Below are 18,672 nucleotides of genomic sequence, written 5' to 3' on the forward strand. Positions count from 1 at the left end.
ACTCCTTGCGCTTCTGATTCTAGGCGCTCTGTTGATCCTTGCGCTGCTTCGTTTTCTGCCTTGCAGCTGGACCAATAGCTGCCCGGCAGGGCCGCTCCAGGCAAGGTTGACAACCGAAGAGAGCGCTGTTGGTCTGCGCCCAGAAGGTGGCGAGCGGGCGGATATTCCGGTGGATACGGAGCGTGAGGTGCGGCGTGGCGATGCGATCGATGTCGATGATAGGGGCCGTGCCAGGCTCAAATTCCCAGATTTCCTGAGCGTGCAAATTTTCCGTAACTCGAGTCTGGAGCTACGCATTGAGAGTGGGCCTGATCCCTCAGCCAGCGCAATTGAGAGCTACTGGCTGGCATTCGGCACGACGGTCAATACGGTTGATCCGGTCAAGCAAGTGGCAGGACGGGTGCGGGTCGTGACAGATTCGGCGATCGTCGAGGCGATTGGGACCGAGTTCCTGGTGTACTACGATCCGCCGACCCGCACAACCTGGGTGATTGTGTGGGAAGGTGAGGTGCGTGTCAGGAGCGCAGGCGGTCAGGTATCCGTACCGCCTGGACAGCAGACCTGGGTCGAGGGAAATGGCGCGCCGGTAGGGCCTTTTCCGGCCTGTCATGTACATGTTCCAGCGCGCTTCCCACTGGTTCGTGAGCTGACCGAGAATGTCCGCGACGATACGGTATGCCCATCAACGCCCACGCCAACACCCACGCCCACGCTCACGCCAACCGCTGTGCCGACGCCCACGCTGGTGCCGAGCGCGACATCGATCCCGCCGACATCCACACCGACAGCTACGCCAGCATCGACGCCGACACTGACACCGACACTGACGCCGACGCCGACACTGACACCGACGCCGACACTGACGCCGACGCCGACGCCGACACTGACGCCGACGCCGACACTGACGCCCTTGCCGCCCGGCCTGACAGCGTTAGCGATCAAGCCCGATGTCGTCGAGAGCGGCAGCCCAACCATCGGCGAGGTGACGCTGAGCGGCCCTGCTCTGGCAGGCGGGATCGAGATCGGTTTGAGCAGTTTGGAGCCGCAGATCGTCGCTGTGCCGTCGACCGTGACGGTGCTGGAGGGCACAAGCAGCGCGACGTTTGAGCTTTCGACCAGCCTTGTCCGTCAGGACACGATCGTCGAGATCATGGCGGCGGACGGGTTTGAATTGGAGAGCGCAAACCTGACGGTGCTGGCTCCGCCGCAGCTGACCGCGCTTAAGCTCGAATCGAACCGGGTTGTCGGCGGCACAGCGACCACCGCGACGATCGCGCTGAGCAGAGATGCGGCGGCGGGCGGGGTTACTATCACGCTCAAGAGCTTCAATCCGGCAGCCGTGGTCCCGACGACTGTCAGCGTGCCCGCAGGAGCGGCGAGCGTATCATTCACGGTGGAGACACAGCCGGTGTCGCAGGATACTGTAGTCCCGATCACGGCAAGCTCGGCCAGCTCGTCGCTTGATACGCGGCTGATCGTCGCAGCACCGGCCACGCCTGATCTCGCGGTCGCGATCGCCACGCGATCGCCAGAGATCGCCTGCGTTCCTAACGGCCAGTCGTTTTCCTGCTTCGTGACCATCACCTTTAGCGTCACGAACGCTAGTGCCGCCAACGTGACAGATAAGTTTTCGATATTGATCGAAGCTGATGCGGCTCCGTCGCGAACGATTGTCGTGCCTGGTCTGGCAGCGGGCCAACGCGATACCTTCACGGATACGCTCGGACCCGGCGGCAACTGCTACAATCCCGACTGTACGGTTGTGGTGACAGTCGACTCCGGCAGTACGATCAGGGAGTCTGATGAAACAAACAATGTCGCAACAAAGACTAAAAAAGAGCCGGTGATCCGTTAGCGCGGCTCAGCGTGGCACGATGATGATTCGATAGGAGCGTATCGCGATACGCTCCTATCGCTGTTCATGGTCGCATGTTTCAGGCAGCGTTCACATGGCACAGAACTTGCTCCGCTGTTCGATTCCTGGAATGTATCGCGTTCAAACCGCACTGTAGAAACCGAAGCAACATACGGGTTAATATCTGACGTTCCCCGCGACGTAGCGCTATAAAGGAGTCATCCTTGGCGATTATGACCACGCAATTCGAGCGGGTCGCCGAGGCTGTCACCGATCGGGTTTCGGAGCTGCTCCACGCGCCGATCTCCGTCGTTGACGCTCGCGGCCTTGTCATATCCAGCAGCGAGCCAAATCTGATCGGCCTGCCGCTTGAGCGTACCGCGCAAGAGCCAGTGGAGCATGCCGTGCGCGTTCCGTTTCGGCTGGATGGACGCATGGGCGAGGTGATCGTCGGCGAGCCGCGCAGCGATGAGGTGATCTCGCCGCGTCTGGCGCAAGTGCTGGTCGAGCTGGTGCTCAATCAGACCGCCGTCGTCGATCGGCTGCCCAACCAGCACGAGCTGAAGAATAATTTTATCTATAACCTGCTGCATGGCCTGATCGACGACGAGGACGCGATCCTGCGCGAGTCGCGGCTGCTGGGCATGGATCTCACGCCGCCGCGCGCGGTGATCCTGATCGATGCGGCGGAGTATATTCTCTCGTCCAGCGACTCGACGCGCATCGAAACCGACGCGCAGATCCGCCGACGCACGCAGCTTGTGATCGGCACCGTGGTCAGCTTCTTCCATCTGCCCAACGATACGATCTGCGCCTACATCGGCGACGGCGAGGTCGCGGTGCTCAAAGCCAGCAATACCAAAAATCTCGTCACCTGGGCCGACAGCGATCCCGTAGAGAGCGCCTCTTGGGCTAACCTGACAGCGCTGCGCCGCGCGGGTAGCGAGCTGCTGAAGCGGCTTCAAAGCGAAACCGGCGCGTCGATTAACCTTGGCATCGGGCGCTACCATCCGGGTATTCGCGGTCTTGCGCGCTCCTACCAGGACGCGCGCGCGGCGCTGTCGCTGGGACGGCGCTTCCACGGGCAGAACGGCGTGCATGGCCTGGATGCGCTGGGCATCGCGGCGTTCGTGGGCGTCTCCGACGAGGCCACCAAGATCGATCTGGCGACCCATCTGCTCAGCCCGCTCGACCACGAGCCTGAGCTGCTCGAAACGCTCGATGTCTTCTTTGCCCACGACTGTTGTCCGTCATCGACCGCCAAGGATCTGTCGATCCATCGCAACACGCTGAGCTACCGGCTCGATAAGATCGCCTCGCTGACCGGCCTCGACCCCCGCTGCTTCGACCATGCGGTCCAGATTCGTCTGGCGTTGCTCCTGCGCACGTTCAATACTCACGCCACATAATTGTGCAGTTGCATAACTGCGATATGCAGTAGCAATTCGTTCTTCAGTCACCTGCCCAATGCCACCCAACTTGGCACAAGGGTAGCATAAGGGCAGGTTGCTGCTGCGCGCCGTCGTTGAGGGTGCAGAATAAACGATCAAAGGAACAGGGAACGGGAGAGGCGGGTGCCATGCGGGTGCCCTTTGGGCATGGGCCAAAAATAAAGGAGCGTATCGCCGATGAGAGAGCGAGCTGTGTTTCTGGATCGTGATGGGACGCTTGTGCATGCACGCCATTATCCATCGCGGCCAGAAGAGTTGCAGCTTTACGCTGGCATCGAGGCTGGGCTGCGGCGCTTGCAGGCGGCAGGCTTTCGATTGATCGTCATCACCAATCAGGGCGGGCTGGCGCACGGGTATTTTACCGAGGCCGATCTCGATCGGATGCATGAGCATCTCAGGAGCGAGCTGGCGCGGCTTGGCGTGCGTGTCGATGGCGTGTATCACTGCCCGCACCATCCCGATGGCACGATCCCCGATCTGTCGATCGCCTGCGATTGCCGCAAGCCGCAGCCAGGCATGCTGCTGCGGGCCGCCGCCGACCTGGGCCTGGATCTCCGGCGCTCGTGGTTCGTGGGCGACATCCTCGACGATGTGGAGGCGGGCAGACGTGCCGGCTGCCGCTCCGTGCTGGTGGACATCGGCACCGAGCAGCCGCCGACGCTGCCACTGCGCGAGCCGCACTTCGTTGCCCGCGATACCGCTCACGCGCTGTCGATCATCGCGACGATCGAGCGGCTTGGTCCCATGGCCGATCTGAGCTACCTGCCGCCGCGCTGGAAGCCCACAGAGGAGGTGCGCAATGCCCGCTGATTCGCAGATCGATCCGGCCTGGCAGGCGGCGCGGCGCGTACTGGCGGTTCGCCTCGATAACCTCGGCGACGTGCTTGTCACCACGCCCGCGCTGCACGCGATCAAGTCCTCGCTGCCCAACGCCGAGCTGACGCTGCTGGCAAGCCCGATCGGCGCGCAGGTCGGGCGGCTCAATCCCGACATCGACGATGTGATCGTCTATCAGTCGCCGCAGATGGACCCGTGGCGGAAGCTGCCGCACGATCCCGACCGCGAGCTGGATCTGATCGCGCTGCTCAGGGAGCGGCAGTTCGACGGCGCGATCATCTTTACATCGTTCCGGCAGTGCGCGCTGGTTCCAGCCTATCAGTGCTATCTGGCCGGTATTCCGCTGCGGCACGCCGCGTCGATCGACGGTCCCGGCTCGCTGCTGACGACGCGCCATCGGCATCCTGAGCGCATGCTGCACGAGGTCGAGCGCGGCCTGGATCTGGTCGGCGCGATCGGCCTGCACACCGACGAGGTCGATCTTGTGCTGCGGGTGCCCGCCAATGCCCGCCAGCGGCTGCACGAGACGCTGCCGCTGGCGGCGTCTGCGCGTCCGCTGGTGGCGCTGCATCCCGGCTGCACGATGCCCGCGCGCACGTATCCCTGGGAGCTGTACGCCGAAGTCGCCGATCTGCTGGTCGAGCGGCTGGGCGCGACCGTGGCGCTGACCGGCGCGGCGGACGAGCGCGAGCTGGTCGAGCAAATCCACGCGCGGATGCGTCCCGAAACGCGCGGCGCGGCGCTGCCAGTGGCGGGCACCCTGACCTTTGCGTCGTTCTGCGCGCTGATCGAGGCCGCCGATCTGGTGGTGACGAACAACACCGGGCCGATGCATATCGCCGCCGCGCTCAAGACGCCGGTCGTCGCGCTCTTTGCGCTGACCAATCCGCCTGAGCAGTGGGGGCCGTGGCGCGTGCCGCATCGTCAGTTGTTCCACGAGGTGCCGTGTCGCCTCTGCTACAGCCGCGTCTGCCCCTACGGCCACGAGTGCCTGCGGCTGGTGACGCCCGGCATGGTGCTGACAGCGGCGGAGGAACTGTTGGAAGAACAGCGGAACAACGAACAAAGAACAAAGGGCCGCGAGGCGGGGGGTGCGGTAGTATCACCCACCATTTCTTCGCCCGCGCCACGGGATACTGGGTTAGTGCTAGGTTCTTCGGAAGGGGCGCGGCGATGAGCGAGTGGCGTGCGGCGCGCAATATCCTGGCGATCCGTCCCGACAACATCGGCGATGTGGTGATGCTTGGGCCTGCCCTACGAGCCGTGAAAGAAACGTCGCCGCACGCCAGGCTGACGCTGCTGGCGAGCACTGGCGGCGCGACCGCAGCGCCCCTGCTGCCCTGGATCGATGAGGTGATTCCGTGGCGCACGCTGTGGCAGGATCTTGGACATCTGCCGTTCGATCCGGCTCGTGAGCGCGCGCTGATCGATCTGCTGGCCGAGCGCGCCTTCGACGCCGCGCTGATCTTTACGTCGTTCAGCCAGACGCCGCACGTGCCCGGCTATGTCTGCTACCTGGCGGGCATTCCGCTGCGCGCGGGTGAGAGCAAGGAGTTTGGCGGCAGGGCGCTCTCGACCGAGCTGCGGGGCGCTCCCGACGAGCTGCATCAGGTCGAGCGCAATCTGCGGCTGGTGGAGCACCTGGGCTTTGTGGCGAGCGACCGGCGGCTGGCGCTGTCGATCTCAGATGCGGCGCGGGCGGCGGTGCCGAATCTGCTGCGCCGCGCTGGCCTCGACCCCGACGCGCCCTATGTGCTGTGTCATCCCGGCGCGAGCGCCAGGGCGCGGCGCTACCCGCCGGAGCGATCCGGCCAGCTCGTCGACCTGCTGATGCGGCAGGGCTGGCAGGTGCTTGTCACGGGCGTCGAGCGTGAGGCGGCGCTGATCGAGCAGGTGCTTGCGTACGCGCCGCAGGCTGCGTGTCTGCTCGGCGGCACGACGCTCTCGGAGTACGCGGCGCTGATCGAGCGGGCCGCGCTGGTGATCTGCGGCAATACGCTGCCGCTCCATCTGGCCGATGCGCTGATGACGCCCGTGCTCGGCCTCTACTCCGGCACCGACTACGAGGAGCAGTGGCGGCCACGCTTCACGCGCTCCCGGCTGCTGCGCATCCCGACGCCATGCCATCCCTGCTATCTCTTCGAGTGCCCGATCGGCCAGCCGTGCCTCGACATCTCGCCCGAAGAGGCGCTGGCGGCGTCGCTGGAGCTGCTAGAAGAACCGAATGAAGCGGAGGTCGGCGGTGTGGGGGTCTGACAGCGAACAAAAGAACAACGGAACAAGAGAACAAAGGGAGAGCCAAGAGCCGAGAACCAGGGAAAACCCAAAGCTCGAAGCTTGGAACTTGACACCTGGAACTCGAAACCCGGAGAGGAGAACGATCGATGTCACATAGCGCAGTACCCAGCTCGCCGCTCGCCGTTCGTGCCGAGACGGTGCGTAAGATCGCAATCTTTCGGGCGCTGTTCCTGGGCGATTTGCTGTGTGCCGTGCCCGCGCTCCGCGCCCTGCGGCGGCGCTACCCACACGCCGAGATCACGCTGATCGGGCTGTCGTGGGCCGCCGATTTCGTCAGGCGCGTGCCGTATGTGGATCGCTTTGTCGCCTTTCCGGGCTACGAGGGCGTGCGCGAGGTGCCCTACAACGCCAGGCAGACGCGCGCGTTTCTCGCCGAGGCGCACGCCACGGGCTATGATCTCGCGCTTCAGATGCATGGGACTGGCGAGGTCAGCAACGGCTTTGTCGCCGCGCTGGGCGCGCGCGTCTCGCTGGGCTATCGCGCCGCCGCCGACGATCGCCTGGCGTTCAGCCTGCTCTACGAGGCCCGCCAGCACGAGATCCTGCGCTGGCTGCGGCTGGTCGAGGTGCTGGGCGCTCCCACCGACGATCTGCGCACCGAGTTTCCGGTGACAAAGGCCGAGGAGCGCCAGGCGATCGAGCTTCTCGCAGCGCCGTCATTGTACGGTAGCCGGAGCGGGCAGGTGATTGGACTCCATGCTGGCGCGAAAGATCCTGCCCGCCGCTGGTCGCCGGAGCGCTTCGCCGCCGTGGCCGATGCGCTGGTCGAGCGCTTTGGCGCGCGGATTGTGCTGACCGGCAGCGCGGGCGAGCGCAATATCACCGCCGCTGTGCAGGGCGCGATGCGGCATCCGGTGCGGGATCTGGCGGGGTTGACCGATCTGGGTACCTTTGCGGCGCTGATCGGCCATCTCGATCTGCTGATCACCAACGATACCGGCGCGTCGCATCTGGCTGCGGCGGCCAACACGCCCAGCGTGGTGCTCTTCGGTCCGTCGCGGCCCGAGGAGTGGGCACCGCTGGATCGCGAGCGCCATCACGTGATCGATGCGCTGGCGCTCGACGGGCACCACGCCGACCCATCGACCGCGCTGCAATATCTGCCCGTCGCGCCGGTGCTGGACGCCAGCGTCGCGGCGCTAGAGCATCGAGAGTCGCGAGCCGAGAACCAAGAACCAAGCTCCGCGAGCCGAGAGCCGAAAGTATGGCAGCACAGGCGTAAGATTCGAGAACTCAAAGACCAGGGACAGGATGAGTCGAGGGCCGATCTTCAGTCGTTGATGCGCGGCTCATAGAGCAGAAGAACACGATGACATCGTTGAACGGTTTGTGTTCTCTGTTCTCTCGTAAAGAGGATCTATGCAGCGTTTGAAAATTCTGATCTGGCATATTCACGGCAGCTACCTCAACACGCTGGGACGGATCGAGCATGACTGGTATCTGCCGGTCAAGCCGGGGCGGCCCGAAGGCTACGGCGGACGCGGCCCGACCTTCGATCTGCCCGACTATGTGCGCGAGGTTTCCGCCGAGCAGGTTCGCGATCTCGATCTGGATCTGATCATCTATCAGACGCCGAAGAACTATCTTGAGGACCAGTTCGAGATCCTGAGCGAGGAGCAGCAACGGCTGCCGAAGATCTATCTTGAGCACAACACGCCCAGGCCGGACCCAGTCGCGACGCGCCATCCGATCGACGATCCGAACGTGCTGCTGGTGCATGTGACGCACTACAACCGCCTGATGTGGGATAACGGTCGCACGCCGACGATGGTCATCGAGCACAGCGTGGCGATCGATCCCTCGGCGGTCTATCGCGGCCAGATCGAGCGCGGCATTACGGTGATCAACGGCATGCAAAAGCGTCCGCGCATCGCCGGATACGACCTCTTTTTGCAGACTCGCGAGGCGGTTCCGCTGGATGCGGCGGGCATGCAGACCGAGGAGTTTGGCGGCCTGGGCGATATTCCCTACCGCGATCTGCACCGCCGCGTGGCCGAGTACCGCCTCATGTTCAGCCCGATCCGCTACACCAGCCTGCCGCTTGCGGTGATCGAGGGCATGACGATCGGCATGCCTGTGGTGGCGCTGGCGACGACCGAATTGCCGACGGTGATCGAGCATGGCGTCAGCGGCTACGTCTCCTGCGATCTCGACGAGCTGATCGAAAACATGCGCGGCCTGCTGGCGCATCCCGACGAGGCGCGGCGCGTCGGCGCAAACGCGAGAGCGGTCGCCCGTGAGCGCTTTAGCCTTGAGCGCTTCAGCCGCGATTGGAACGCGGCCTTTGCGCGAGTGATGGGATAGGGAAGAACAAAGAACAAAGGGCCGAGGCCGGAAACTTGAAACTTGAAACTCGAAGCTGGCCCGTCGCGGTAGCCGGAGAGAAAACCATGAATCGACCGATACGCATCGCGTTTCTTAGCGAGCATGCCAGTCCGGTCGCGTTGCTGGGCAGCACCGACGCAGGCGGGCAGAACGTGTACGTAGATGAGCTGAGCCGCAACCTCGGCCAGTTGGGCTATGCCGTCGATGTGTTTACCCGCCGCGAGAGCGCCGACGCGCCCGCTGTGATCGAGTGGGCACCCGGCGTGCGCGTGATCAACCTTCTGGCGGGAGCGGCCCGTGTGCTGCCCAAGGATGATCTCTGGCCGCTGATGCCCGCGTTTCGTGATGCGCTGCTCGACTTCATGGCTTGTGATGGCGGCCACTACGATCTGATCCACGGCAACTTCTGGATGTCGGGCTGGGTCGCCGCCGATCTCCGCGACCGGCTCGGCGTTCCGGCGGTCCAGATCTTCCATGCGATGGGCAAGACCAAGCGCCGCCACCAGGGCAGCGCCGATACCAGCCCGCCGGAGCGCATCGAGGTCGAGCTGGACGTGGTGCGGCGCGTCGACCGGCTGATCGCGCAGTGTCCGAGCGAGCGCGCCGAGCTGATCGACGACTACGGGGCGGAGCCGCGCACGGTGGCGATTGTGCCGTCGGCGGTCAATGTCGAGCGCTTCAGGCCGGTGCCGCAGGCCGAGGCTCGCCGCCGGGTTGGGCTGAGCGAGCGCGATTGCGTGATCGCCTACATCGGGCGGATGCTGCCGCGCAAAGATCCGCATAACATCGTGCGCGCCGTGGCGCTGCTGGCGCGGCGTACAGACCTGCCAATCAAGCTGCTGCTGGTCGGCGGCGAGAGCGCGGAGCCCGATCCGGCGGTGACGCCAGAGATCGGGGTGTTGCGGCAACTGGCGGCAGAGTTGGGCATCGCCGCTCTGCTCCATTTTGCGGGCCAGCGCCAGCCGGATGTGCTGCGCGACTACTATAGCGCGGGCGATGTGATGGTGACAACGCCCTGGTACGAGCCGTACGGCCTGACGCCGCTCGAAGCGATGGCCTGCGGTCGTCCGGTGATCGGCGCGGCGGTCGGCGGGATTGCCTTCACGGTAGCGCATGGCACGACTGGCTTTCTGGTGCCGCCGCGCGATCCCGAAGCGCTGGCTCAGCGGCTTGAGCAGTTGTTGACCAGCCCGGAGCTGCGCGCCGAGATGGGCCGCGCCGCGCGCCTGCGGGTAGAGCATGAGTTCACCTGGCCGGTCGTCGCGCAGCGCACCGCCGCGCTCTACGAGATGCTGCTGGAGCAAAGAACAAAGAACAAAGAGCTAAGCGTTCAGAGGGCACCAGGAACCAAGCACCGGAAACTCGAAACTTGAAACTTGAAACTTGAAACTCGAAACTTGAAACTTGAAACTTGAAACCTGAACCAGGCCCCGTGATTTTGTATCAGGTGAAGGGGATCGTAGAGTATGGCGCTTGTCGATGTGCTGATTCCAACCTGTGGTCGTAAAACGGCGCTGGCGATGCTGCTCACCAGCCTGCTGGGCCAGACCTTCACCGATTTCGACGTGGTGATCTCGGATCAAAGCCTGCCCGACGAGAGCTACCTCGACACGATCGAGCTGCGGTCGGCGATCCAGGCGCTTGAGTGGCGCGGACACCGCGTGCGCACCTATCGGCATCTGCCCCGGCGCGGCATGGCCGAGCAGCGCCACTTTTTGCTGGAGCAGAGCCAGGCGGCGTACATCCACTACCTCGACGACGACGTAGTGCTCGATCCGCCGGTGATGGCCCGGATGCTCGCCACGCTTCAGGCCGAGGGCTGCGGCTTTGTGGGCTGTCCTGCGGTCAATCTCGATTTCCTGCCGGATCTTCGCCCGCACCAGCAGGGCATCGAGCTATGGACGGGTCCGGTGCGTCCCGAACCGTTCGCGCCCGATACGCTGCCGCTGGTCTGGCACCGGCATATCGTGAACAACGCGGCCAATCCGCTGCATCTTGAGCAGCGTCTCTGCCCGGACGGACAGATGATCCGTTACAAAATCGCCTGGATTGGCGGCGCGAATGTGCTGTACGATCGCGCCAAGCTGCTGAGCGTCGGCGGTTTCTCGTGGTGGGAGCGGTTGCCGCCGGCCCATGCCGGAGAAGAGGTCGTCGCGCAGTTTTTGTTGATCCGCAAGTACGGCGGCTGCGGCATCCTGCCCTGCGGCACGTACCATCTGGGCCTGCCCACCACGATCACGGATCGCGAGCGCAACGCGATCGAGCTGTTCGGCGATCTGATCCGCGAGTACGACGTACAGCCGGTCGGTCCGGTCGAGCCGCTCCCGGCTGAGCGCGCGATGGGAGCGTAAGTTGGGCTACGAATGCGGGACGCGATCGTCAAACTCATTGACTTTCTTTACATAATTATCTGTCATGCAGATGGCAGATGAGGAGCTCAATCCATGGATGAGACGCTCAAAGGAAAAGTAGCCCTGGTCACGGGCGCTGGCAGCGGACTAGGCGAAGCGACCGCGCGGGCCTTCGCGCGGGCCGGGTGCAACGTGGCATGTGTGGATCTGCGGCAAGCAGCCGTCGAGCGCGTGGCCGACGATCTGCGGGCGCAGCATGTCGATAGCCTGGCGCTGGCCTGCGACGTGAGCGACGCCGAGGGGGTCGCGCGGACGGTGGCCGCGCTGGTCGAGCGCTGGGGCCGACTGGATGTGGTCGTCAACAACGCTGCCGTCGATCACACGCTGTCGGTCGACGAGATGACCGTCGAGCAGTGGGATCAGGTGATCGCGGTCAATCTGCGCGGGCCGTTCCTGATGGCGAAGGCGGCGCTGCCGCACATGCGCCGCCAGCAGTGGGGCCACATCGTCAATATCGCCTCGACGGCGGCCAAGCGCGCCTGGGCCAACGCGGCGGCGTATCACGCCTCGAAGTGGGGCCTGGTGGGCCTGGGCCGCGCGCTCGGCGTCGAGGGCCGTCCCGACAACATCCGCGTGACGACGATCGTGCCGGGCGGGATGCGCACGCACTTCTTCGACCGCTTCGAGGAGCAGGGGATTCCGATGCCCGACATGGACAAGCTGCAAGATCCGGCCAATGTCGCCGAGACGATCGTCTTTGCGGTGCGCATGCCTGTGGGATCGGTGATGCAGGAGGTGATGGTCACGCCGCTGCATGAGACGAGCTGGCCGTAGCGTGCCGCGCGTCGAACCAAGAACCAAGGAGAACCCGGAACTTGGAACATCGAGCGCGGGGCTGATTTCTCAGCCCCGCGTTAGCTCTGCGCCTGCTCGCGCTCCAGCCGGTGCTGAAGCAGCCGGATCACCGTGCGCTCTGCGGGCTGGAGGCCATGCGCCGAATCTTCAAGCTCCTGCTCGACGCGCTGCTGGAGCGTCTCGATCATCGTGCCGTCGAGGTACGAGTCGATCACAGCGGGATGGACGTAGCACTTACGGCAGATCGAGGGCGTGTTGCCGAGCCGCTCGGCCACCTGGGTGATCGCCTGGGTGATATTCCGCTTGGCCTGCGTCTCGCTCTCGAACGCCTCGCACTCCTGAAGCGCCAGCGATGCCAGCACCGTCCCTGCCCACGTCCGAAAGTCCTTCGCGGTAAAATCCTGGCCGGTGATCGCACGCAGATACTCGTTCACGTCCGCCGAGTCGATCGTCTGGCGCTCCCCGTTGTCGTCCACATACTGGAATAGCTCATAGCCGGGAAGATCGCGGCAGCGCTGCACAATCTTCGCCAGCCGCCGGTCGGTCAGCGCGATCGTGTGGTTTTTGCCGCTCTTGCCCCGAAAGCGAAACCGCACCGTCGCGCCCTTGATCTCGACATGCCGGTCGCGCATCGTCGTCAGGCCGAACGATTTGTTTTGCCGGACGTACTCGTCATTGCCGACGCGGATCAGCGTTGTCTCGAGCAGACGTACCACCGTCGCCAGCACCTTCTCGCGGGGCATGCCCGACAGCTTAAGATCCTGCTCCACACGCTCGCGAATCGTCGGCAGCGCCGCGCCAAAGGCGAGCATCCGCCCATATTTCGTCTCGTCGCGGACCTCACGCCAGCGCGGATGGTAGCGGTACTGCTTGCGCCCCTTGGCGTCTCGTCCCGTGGCCTGAATGTGCCCGTTGCGCAGCGGGCAGATCCACACGTCGGTGTAGGCCGGTGGAATGCCCAGCGATTTGATCCGCTGCAACTCCTTGGGATCACGAATCGGCTGGCCGTCCAGGCCAATATAGCTGAAGTGCTTCCCGGCACGCTTGCGCCGAATGCCCGGCATGGCATCGCTGACGTAGCGCAGACCCGCAGCCTTCGCCGATTGGACCGGATCGGTGATCAGCGTCACGGGTAGCTCAGGTTGTGAAGATTCTCGCTCTGTCATGTCGGCGTTGCAAAGCAAACGGAGTGCCATCGAATGCAGCCGAATCCTGAATCGACTATTGACATTCGCCGGAGATTGCGTATTATACATTTGGTTAAAAATGGTTTATAATTGAACATTGCTGCTCAGCCCGCGTTACTTCCACGGGTGCCAAAACGTCCGATCTTGATACTTCCAATTGATAAACCGGTGGTTATTTGGATCTATAGAGATTGAGGGGATTCTTGACCTCGTAGGGGCTTCAGGCGATGACGCCCTGATCATGCTGCCGGACATGCGACCTCAATGGCGCTCCGGCAGGCCTGCCTCTACGATCGATCAAACGGCTTAAGCATGTTGATAACGGCTGGTGCTTCCGCGACGTGGCTTCAGCAGGAGCGCTGTGACAAGCGCTTAATGTCTCTAGCTGCGGCGTCACACGAGCAGCAAGCATCTATTCACGTGTGCTCATGTAGCTACAAGGGGAGGTCGCTACGATGATGCCAATACGAGTCTTACTCGCCGATGATCATCCGCTGGTCCGGTTTAGCACACATAAACTCCTAACTGGAACGCCAGGAATTACCGTGGTGGGCGAAGCCAGCGATGGCGTAGAAGCCCTGCAACGGGCGGTCGATCTCAAGCCCGATGTGCTGGTGCTCGACATCGAGATGCCGGGGCTGCGTGGCGATGAAGTCGTGCGGCGGCTGCGGCAGATGGGCAGCTCGGTGCGCATTCTGGTGCTGAGCGCCTATCCCACCGAGCAGGCAATGAGCGAGCTGCTCGCCAGCGGCGCGGATGATTATGTGGTCAAACATGCGTCGATCGAGACGATCGTTCAGGCGGTCCGGCGTGTGATGACTGGCGAAGATCGCTGGCGCGGCGCGGATAGCTCAGCTCAGGAGACGCAGCATGAGCCGCAATCGGCGCAGGGCGAGCCACCGCCGCTGACCGAGCGCGAAACCGAGGTGCTCAAGATGGTCGCGGTGGGCAAGACCGATCAGCAGATCGCGCTGCGGCTGAATATCACCGAGCGGACCGTGCGCTACCATCTCCACAACATGTACCGCAAGCTGGGCATCAGCAGGCGCTGCGAGGCGGTGGTATGGGCGCTGCGTGCGGGGCTCAGCGCGGATCAGGAGGCGCAAAAGCCTCAGCATGTACGGGTGTGAGGTGTACGCGGCGGGTATTGACTGTGGTTGAAACGTTATCTGAGATATGTGTGTAGGGGCGTATGGCATACGCCCCAGGGCACGGCACTGCCGTGCGTCTACGATCCGAGACATACACCGGCATCCGCTCACGGCGGGTGCTTTTTTTGATCGCTGGCCGCCCCACGCGATCAGTCGACGGGTACTTCCTGGCATTGCGCTTGCCAGAGAGCGATCTTCTAGTAGCGGCGCATCTGGAGCTACGGGAGCCTTGGATCAGCCGCATGCCGCCGACTCGCCAAGCACATGAAAGGGAAAAGCATGTCCAGCCGCAATCTGCGCGCAGCGCCACCGCGTGTATCCGTCCTGATGCCGACGTATAACCAGGCGGCCTTTATCCGCCGTGCGCTCGATAGCTTGGGTGCTCAAACGCTGGCCGACTGGGAGCTGGTGATTGTGGACGACGGCTCGACCGATGCGACACGCGAGCTGGTTGCCCCGTATCTTACCGACGATCGCATCCGCTATCACCGGCTGGAGCGCAATCGGGGCATGGGCGCGGCCTTGAATCAGGCGCTCGACCTGGCGCGTGCCGATCTGATCGCCTATCTGCCGTCCGACGATGTGTACTACGCCGATCATCTGATGGCGCTCGCGGATAGTCTGGCGCAGCATCCCGACGCGGCGCTGGCCTACTCCGGCGTCAGGCATCACTACAACCGCACGGCCACCGGCCAGATCGACGAGTATTCGCTGCAACTGGTACAGGTGATGCATCGCCGCACCGCCGACCGCTGGGTCGAGCGCGATTCGCTTGTCACCGACGACCTGGAGCGTATGTTGTGGTCGCGGCTCCGCGAGCGCGGCGCGTTCGTCGGGACCGAGCGTGTATCCTGCGAGTGGGTCGATCATCCCCGGCAGCGGCACAAGCTGATTCGCGAGACGCTTTGCGGCGGGATCAATCCCTACCGCGTCTATTACAACGTGAGCCAGCCGCTACGCTTTCACTCCTCGGTCGGCAACGACATCGACGAGATCGAGCACTACCGCCGCTTTCGGGAGCGGCCCGACACGCCGCCCGCCGCCGATGGGCTGAAGATCTTGCTGGTGGGCGAGCTGGCCTACAACGCCGATCGGATTCTGGCGCTTGAGGAGCGCGGCCACCGGCTCTACGGCCTGTGGACGCCTGATCCGGCCTGGTTTAACACGGTCGGGCCGCTGCCCTTCGGGCATGTCGAGGACGTGCCGCTTAACGGCTGGCGCGATGCGGTCAGACGCATCCGGCCCGATGTGATCTACGCGCTGCTCAACTGGCAGACCGTGGCGTTTTGCCATCAGGTGCTACTCGACAATCCGGGCGTGCCTTTCGTCTGGCACTTCAAAGAGGGGCCGTTCATCTGCCTCGAAAAAGGTCTTTGGTCGCACCTGATCGATCTGCAAACGCGCTCCGACGGCCAGATCTACTCCAGCCCTGAGCTGCGCGACTGGTTCTACACGGTGGTGCCGGGCCTGCGCGATCAGCCCGCGCTGGTGCTTGACGGCGATCTGCCGAAGCGCGAGTGGTTCACGACCGCGCGCTCGCCGCGTCGCTCGGCCTCCGATGGGCAGATCCACACGGTCGTGCCCGGACGACCGATCGGGCTGCATCCGTGGGTCGTCGGCGAGCTGGCCGAGCAGGGGATTCATCTTCATTTCTACGGCGACTTCACGCAGGGCATCTGGCATTCGTGGATCGAAAAGGCGCTGCGCGTGGCCGAGGGCTACCTGCACCTGCATCCCAACGTCGATCAGCGGCAGTGGGTCAGCGAGTTCTCGCAGTACGATGCCGGCTGGATTCATGTCTTCAAGAGCGAGAACCAGGGCGATCTGCGGCGCTCCAACTGGGACGACCTGAACTATCCCGCGCGGATCGCTACGCTGGTCGCCGCCGGAGTGCCGCTGATCCAGCTCGACAACCCCGACGCGATCGTCGCGGCGCAAACGCTGGCGCGGCAGTTGGACATCGGCGTATTCTTCAGCGAGATCCCGCAGTTGCGCGAGCAGTTGCGCGACGAGACGCGCATGGCGCAGCTTCGCGAGAACGTCTGGCGGCAGCGCGAGCAGTTCAGTTTCGACGCCCACGCCGACCGTCTGCTCGCTTTTTTCCGCAGCGTGATCGAACAGCGAGGCCCAGCATGACCACATCGTCGATCTCCAATCCACGGGTGTCGGTGCTGATGCCAACCTATAATCAGGCCGCGTTCATTCGCCGCGCGCTGGCGAGCCTCCTGTCGCAGACGTTCGCCGACTGGGAGCTGGTGATCGTCGACGACGGCTCGACCGACGAGACGCAGGCGGTGCTCGCGCCGTATCTTGCCGACGCGCGGATCGCCTATCATCGGCTGGAGCGCAACCAGGGCCTCGGCGCGGCGCTCAACATCGCCACGACGATCGCGCGGGCGACGTATCTGGCCTACCTGCCGTCGGACGACGTGTACTATCCCGATCACCTGGCGCGGCTGGTCGCGCTGCTCGACGCGCAGCCGGATACGTATCTGGCCTACGGCGGCGTGCGCTGGGGCTACCAGTTCTACGGCCCCACGCTGCGCGGTGACGAGCCGGTCGGGCGCGAGGCTGAGACGCTGGCGCATGTCGAGCCGGTGACGAACGGAGCGCCGCAAGGGCGCGAGGCGCGGCTGCCGAGCGGCAATATCCTGGCGCTGGTGCAGGCGATGCATCGCCGGACGCATGAGTCCGCTCTGCGCTGGCCGATTCGCACCGAGATCGTCTCGGATACGCTGGAGGCCGATTTCTGGCGGGCGCTGCTCCTGCGGGGAGCGCGCTTCGCATACGCGGGCGAGATCACCTGCGAGTGGACCGATCACGCCGATCAGCGCACCAAGATCATCGCGGGCCGCGCAGGTGGCCTGGCGCGCTACCGCAGCTCCTATCAGGTCGGGCGGGGCGTGTTTCTGAACTGGCAGCCGTCGCGCGGCATGCAGATCGACGAGCGCGCGGTCTATGGCCGCTTTGCGACGCGCCGCGAGCTGCCGTCGCACGATGGCCTCAAGATTCTGCTGGTGGGATCGCTCGGCTTCAATCCTGAGCGCATCCTGGCCTTCGAGGAGCGCGGGCACAAGCTCTACGGGCTGTGGCTGCCCGATCCTGAGCCCTGGGACTCGGTCGGGCCGTATCCGTACGGCAACATCGAGGACATTCCCTACGATCGACGCTGGATCGAGCGAGTGCGTGAGGTCGCGCCCGATGTGATCTACGCGCTGCTCAACTGGCAGGCGCTCGATCTGATCCGCGCGGTGCTCGACGCGCGGCTCGATATTCCGCTGGTCTTTCACTTCAAGGAAGGGCCGTTCATCTGCAAGGAGCATGGTCTGTGGCCGACGCTGCTGCGGGTGCTGCGGGAGAGCGACGGTCAGATCTTCATCGATCAGGAGTCGTTCGAGTGGTTCCAGCTTGCGACCGACGGCCTGCTCGATCCGGCTACGATGCTGATCCTCGACGGCGATCTGCCCAAGGCCGACTGGATGACCAACGACTGGACGCCCAAGCTGTCGGAGCGCGACGGCAAGATCCACACGGTCTGCCCGGGTCGTCCGCTGGGCCTCGATCCCTTCGACGCCATCGCCCGCGCTGGTATTCACGTCCATTTTTACGGACGGCATTTCCAGCAGCAGCATCCCAACTGGACGCGAGCCGGGCTGGCGAGTGGCTACATGCATCTGCATCCAACCGTCGCGCCGACCGACTGGGTGCGCGAGCTGTCGCAGTACGACGCGGCGTGGTTCCACGTCTTCGAGAGCTACAACGGCGGCGATCTGCGTCGTGCCCACTGGGACGATCTAAATCTGCCCGCGCGCCTGGGCACCTACGCCGCCGCCGGTCTGCCGTGGATCTTGAAGGACAACCGTCACAGCCGCGTCGCGGTGCAGAGCCTTGCCCAGCGCTACGATGTCGGCGTCTTCTTCCACGATTTTGCCGATCTTGCCGAGCAACTGCGCGACCGCACGCGGCTGGCTCAGCTCACGACCAACATGCGGCTCGCGCGTCAGCATTTCGCCTTCGATTACCACGTCGATCGGCTGGTTGCCTTCTTCCGCAAGATGATCGCGCGGCGCGGCGGAGCAGGAGAACAAAGAACGGGCGCCCTCTGGGCACACGATGGAACACAGGAGAGCCTTGAGCTCGAAACGTTGCATGTTGAACGTTGAACTTCCTGACCCCGGCCCCTGGCAGCGCTGGTACATTGTTTGCTCGCCATGCAGCGGAAACGTAGCAGGAGGGAAGCATATGGCTGGCTCCAGCAAGACGACGACCGATCATAAGGTGATCCGCACATGGGCCGAGGAGCGCGGCGGCAAGCCCGTATCTGTGCGCGGGACCGGCGGCGACGATGAGGCGGGCGTGCTG

Annotated in this window: 14 protein-coding genes; 13 read left to right on the top strand and 1 reads right to left on the bottom strand. The window is 64.1% G+C overall.

Annotation, left to right across the window (positions count from 1 at the left end; translation table 11 throughout):
• From VFZ66_29070 to VFZ66_29115, 10 genes are all read left to right on the top strand, one after another.
• A partial coding sequence (locus tag VFZ66_29070) for a CARDB domain-containing protein (GenBank protein ID HEX6293267.1) occupies positions 1–1,855 on the top strand: 1,855 nt, incomplete at its 5' end.
• A 233-nt stretch (positions 1,856–2,088) separates the two neighbouring features.
• Positions 2,089–3,264 carry a helix-turn-helix domain-containing protein gene (locus VFZ66_29075; GenBank protein ID HEX6293268.1) on the top strand — a complete coding sequence of 392 codons (1,176 nt, stop codon included), beginning with the start codon at positions 2,089–2,091 and terminating at the stop codon, positions 3,262–3,264.
• Positions 3,265–3,483: 219 nt separating this feature from the next.
• A complete protein-coding gene (locus VFZ66_29080) occupies positions 3,484–4,116 on the top strand; it encodes an HAD family hydrolase (protein HEX6293269.1) in 633 nt (210 codons plus the stop codon).
• Entirely contained in the window at positions 4,106–5,320 is a 1,215-nt protein-coding gene (locus VFZ66_29085) for a glycosyltransferase family 9 protein (protein ID HEX6293270.1), read from the top strand. The genes VFZ66_29080 and VFZ66_29085 overlap by 11 nt, the downstream gene beginning before the upstream one ends.
• The gene (locus VFZ66_29090; protein HEX6293271.1) at positions 5,317–6,399 is read left to right on the top strand and encodes a glycosyltransferase family 9 protein; all 1,083 of its coding nucleotides are present in this window, start codon (positions 5,317–5,319) and stop codon (positions 6,397–6,399) included. The genes VFZ66_29085 and VFZ66_29090 overlap by 4 nt, the downstream gene beginning before the upstream one ends.
• Positions 6,400–6,527: 128 nt before the next feature.
• Positions 6,528–7,736: a glycosyltransferase family 9 protein gene (locus VFZ66_29095; GenBank protein HEX6293272.1), complete on the top strand. Its 1,209-nt coding sequence runs from the start codon at positions 6,528–6,530 to the stop codon at positions 7,734–7,736.
• 64 nt (positions 7,737–7,800) lie between these two features.
• Positions 7,801–8,745 (top strand): glycosyltransferase, encoded by a 945-nt coding sequence (locus VFZ66_29100; protein HEX6293273.1) that lies wholly within the window; start codon positions 7,801–7,803, stop codon positions 8,743–8,745.
• Between the two features lie 86 nt (positions 8,746–8,831).
• Complete coding sequence (locus VFZ66_29105; protein ID HEX6293274.1) at positions 8,832–10,139, top strand: glycosyltransferase; 1,308 nt, start codon at positions 8,832–8,834, stop codon at positions 10,137–10,139.
• A gap of 93 nt (positions 10,140–10,232) precedes the next feature.
• Positions 10,233–11,117 (top strand): glycosyltransferase family A protein, encoded by an 885-nt coding sequence (locus VFZ66_29110; GenBank protein ID HEX6293275.1) that lies wholly within the window; start codon positions 10,233–10,235, stop codon positions 11,115–11,117.
• A 93-nt stretch (positions 11,118–11,210) separates the two neighbouring features.
• Positions 11,211–11,951: an SDR family oxidoreductase gene (locus VFZ66_29115; GenBank protein HEX6293276.1), complete on the top strand. Its 741-nt coding sequence runs from the start codon at positions 11,211–11,213 to the stop codon at positions 11,949–11,951.
• 80 nt (positions 11,952–12,031) lie between these two features.
• Here VFZ66_29115 and VFZ66_29120 read toward each other — a convergent pair whose 3' ends face one another.
• Positions 12,032–13,138 (bottom strand): DNA topoisomerase IB, encoded by a 1,107-nt coding sequence (locus VFZ66_29120; protein HEX6293277.1) that lies wholly within the window; start codon positions 13,136–13,138, stop codon positions 12,032–12,034.
• 479 nt (positions 13,139–13,617) lie between these two features.
• On the opposite strand from VFZ66_29120, the gene VFZ66_29125 reads away from it, so the two are divergent.
• From VFZ66_29125 to VFZ66_29135, 3 genes are all read left to right on the top strand, one after another.
• Positions 13,618–14,289: a response regulator transcription factor gene (locus tag VFZ66_29125; protein HEX6293278.1), complete on the top strand. Its 672-nt coding sequence runs from the start codon at positions 13,618–13,620 to the stop codon at positions 14,287–14,289.
• A gap of 300 nt (positions 14,290–14,589) precedes the next feature.
• Positions 14,590–16,446: a glycosyltransferase gene (locus tag VFZ66_29130; GenBank protein HEX6293279.1), complete on the top strand. Its 1,857-nt coding sequence runs from the start codon at positions 14,590–14,592 to the stop codon at positions 16,444–16,446.
• Entirely contained in the window at positions 16,443–18,473 is a 2,031-nt protein-coding gene (locus VFZ66_29135) for a glycosyltransferase family A protein (protein ID HEX6293280.1), read from the top strand. The genes VFZ66_29130 and VFZ66_29135 overlap by 4 nt, the downstream gene beginning before the upstream one ends.
• Positions 18,474–18,672 lie beyond the last annotated feature (199 nt).

Source organism: Herpetosiphonaceae bacterium, from assembly GCA_036374795.1.
Lineage (GTDB): Bacteria > Chloroflexota > Chloroflexia > Chloroflexales > Kallotenuaceae > LB3-1.

Excerpts from the sequence above, each read along its gene's own strand:
- VFZ66_29075 (HEX6293268.1), top strand. The coding sequence starts at position 2,089 with ATGACCACGCAATTCGAGCGGGTCGCCGAGGCTGTCACCGATCGGGTT.
- VFZ66_29080 (HEX6293269.1), top strand. The coding sequence starts at position 3,484 with ATGAGAGAGCGAGCTGTGTTTCTGGATCGTGATGGGACGCTTGTGCAT.
- VFZ66_29085 (HEX6293270.1), top strand. The coding sequence starts at position 4,106 with ATGCCCGCTGATTCGCAGATCGATCCGGCCTGGCAGGCGGCGCGGCGC.
- VFZ66_29090 (HEX6293271.1), top strand. The coding sequence starts at position 5,317 with ATGAGCGAGTGGCGTGCGGCGCGCAATATCCTGGCGATCCGTCCCGAC.
- VFZ66_29095 (HEX6293272.1), top strand. The coding sequence starts at position 6,528 with ATGTCACATAGCGCAGTACCCAGCTCGCCGCTCGCCGTTCGTGCCGAG.
- VFZ66_29100 (HEX6293273.1), top strand. The coding sequence starts at position 7,801 with ATGCAGCGTTTGAAAATTCTGATCTGGCATATTCACGGCAGCTACCTC.
- VFZ66_29105 (HEX6293274.1), top strand. The coding sequence starts at position 8,832 with ATGAATCGACCGATACGCATCGCGTTTCTTAGCGAGCATGCCAGTCCG.
- VFZ66_29110 (HEX6293275.1), top strand. The coding sequence starts at position 10,233 with ATGGCGCTTGTCGATGTGCTGATTCCAACCTGTGGTCGTAAAACGGCG.
- VFZ66_29115 (HEX6293276.1), top strand. The coding sequence starts at position 11,211 with ATGGATGAGACGCTCAAAGGAAAAGTAGCCCTGGTCACGGGCGCTGGC.
- VFZ66_29120 (HEX6293277.1), bottom strand. The coding sequence starts at position 13,138 with ATGACAGAGCGAGAATCTTCACAACCTGAGCTACCCGTGACGCTGATC.
- VFZ66_29125 (HEX6293278.1), top strand. The coding sequence starts at position 13,618 with ATGCCAATACGAGTCTTACTCGCCGATGATCATCCGCTGGTCCGGTTT.
- VFZ66_29130 (HEX6293279.1), top strand. The coding sequence starts at position 14,590 with ATGTCCAGCCGCAATCTGCGCGCAGCGCCACCGCGTGTATCCGTCCTG.
- VFZ66_29135 (HEX6293280.1), top strand. The coding sequence starts at position 16,443 with ATGACCACATCGTCGATCTCCAATCCACGGGTGTCGGTGCTGATGCCA.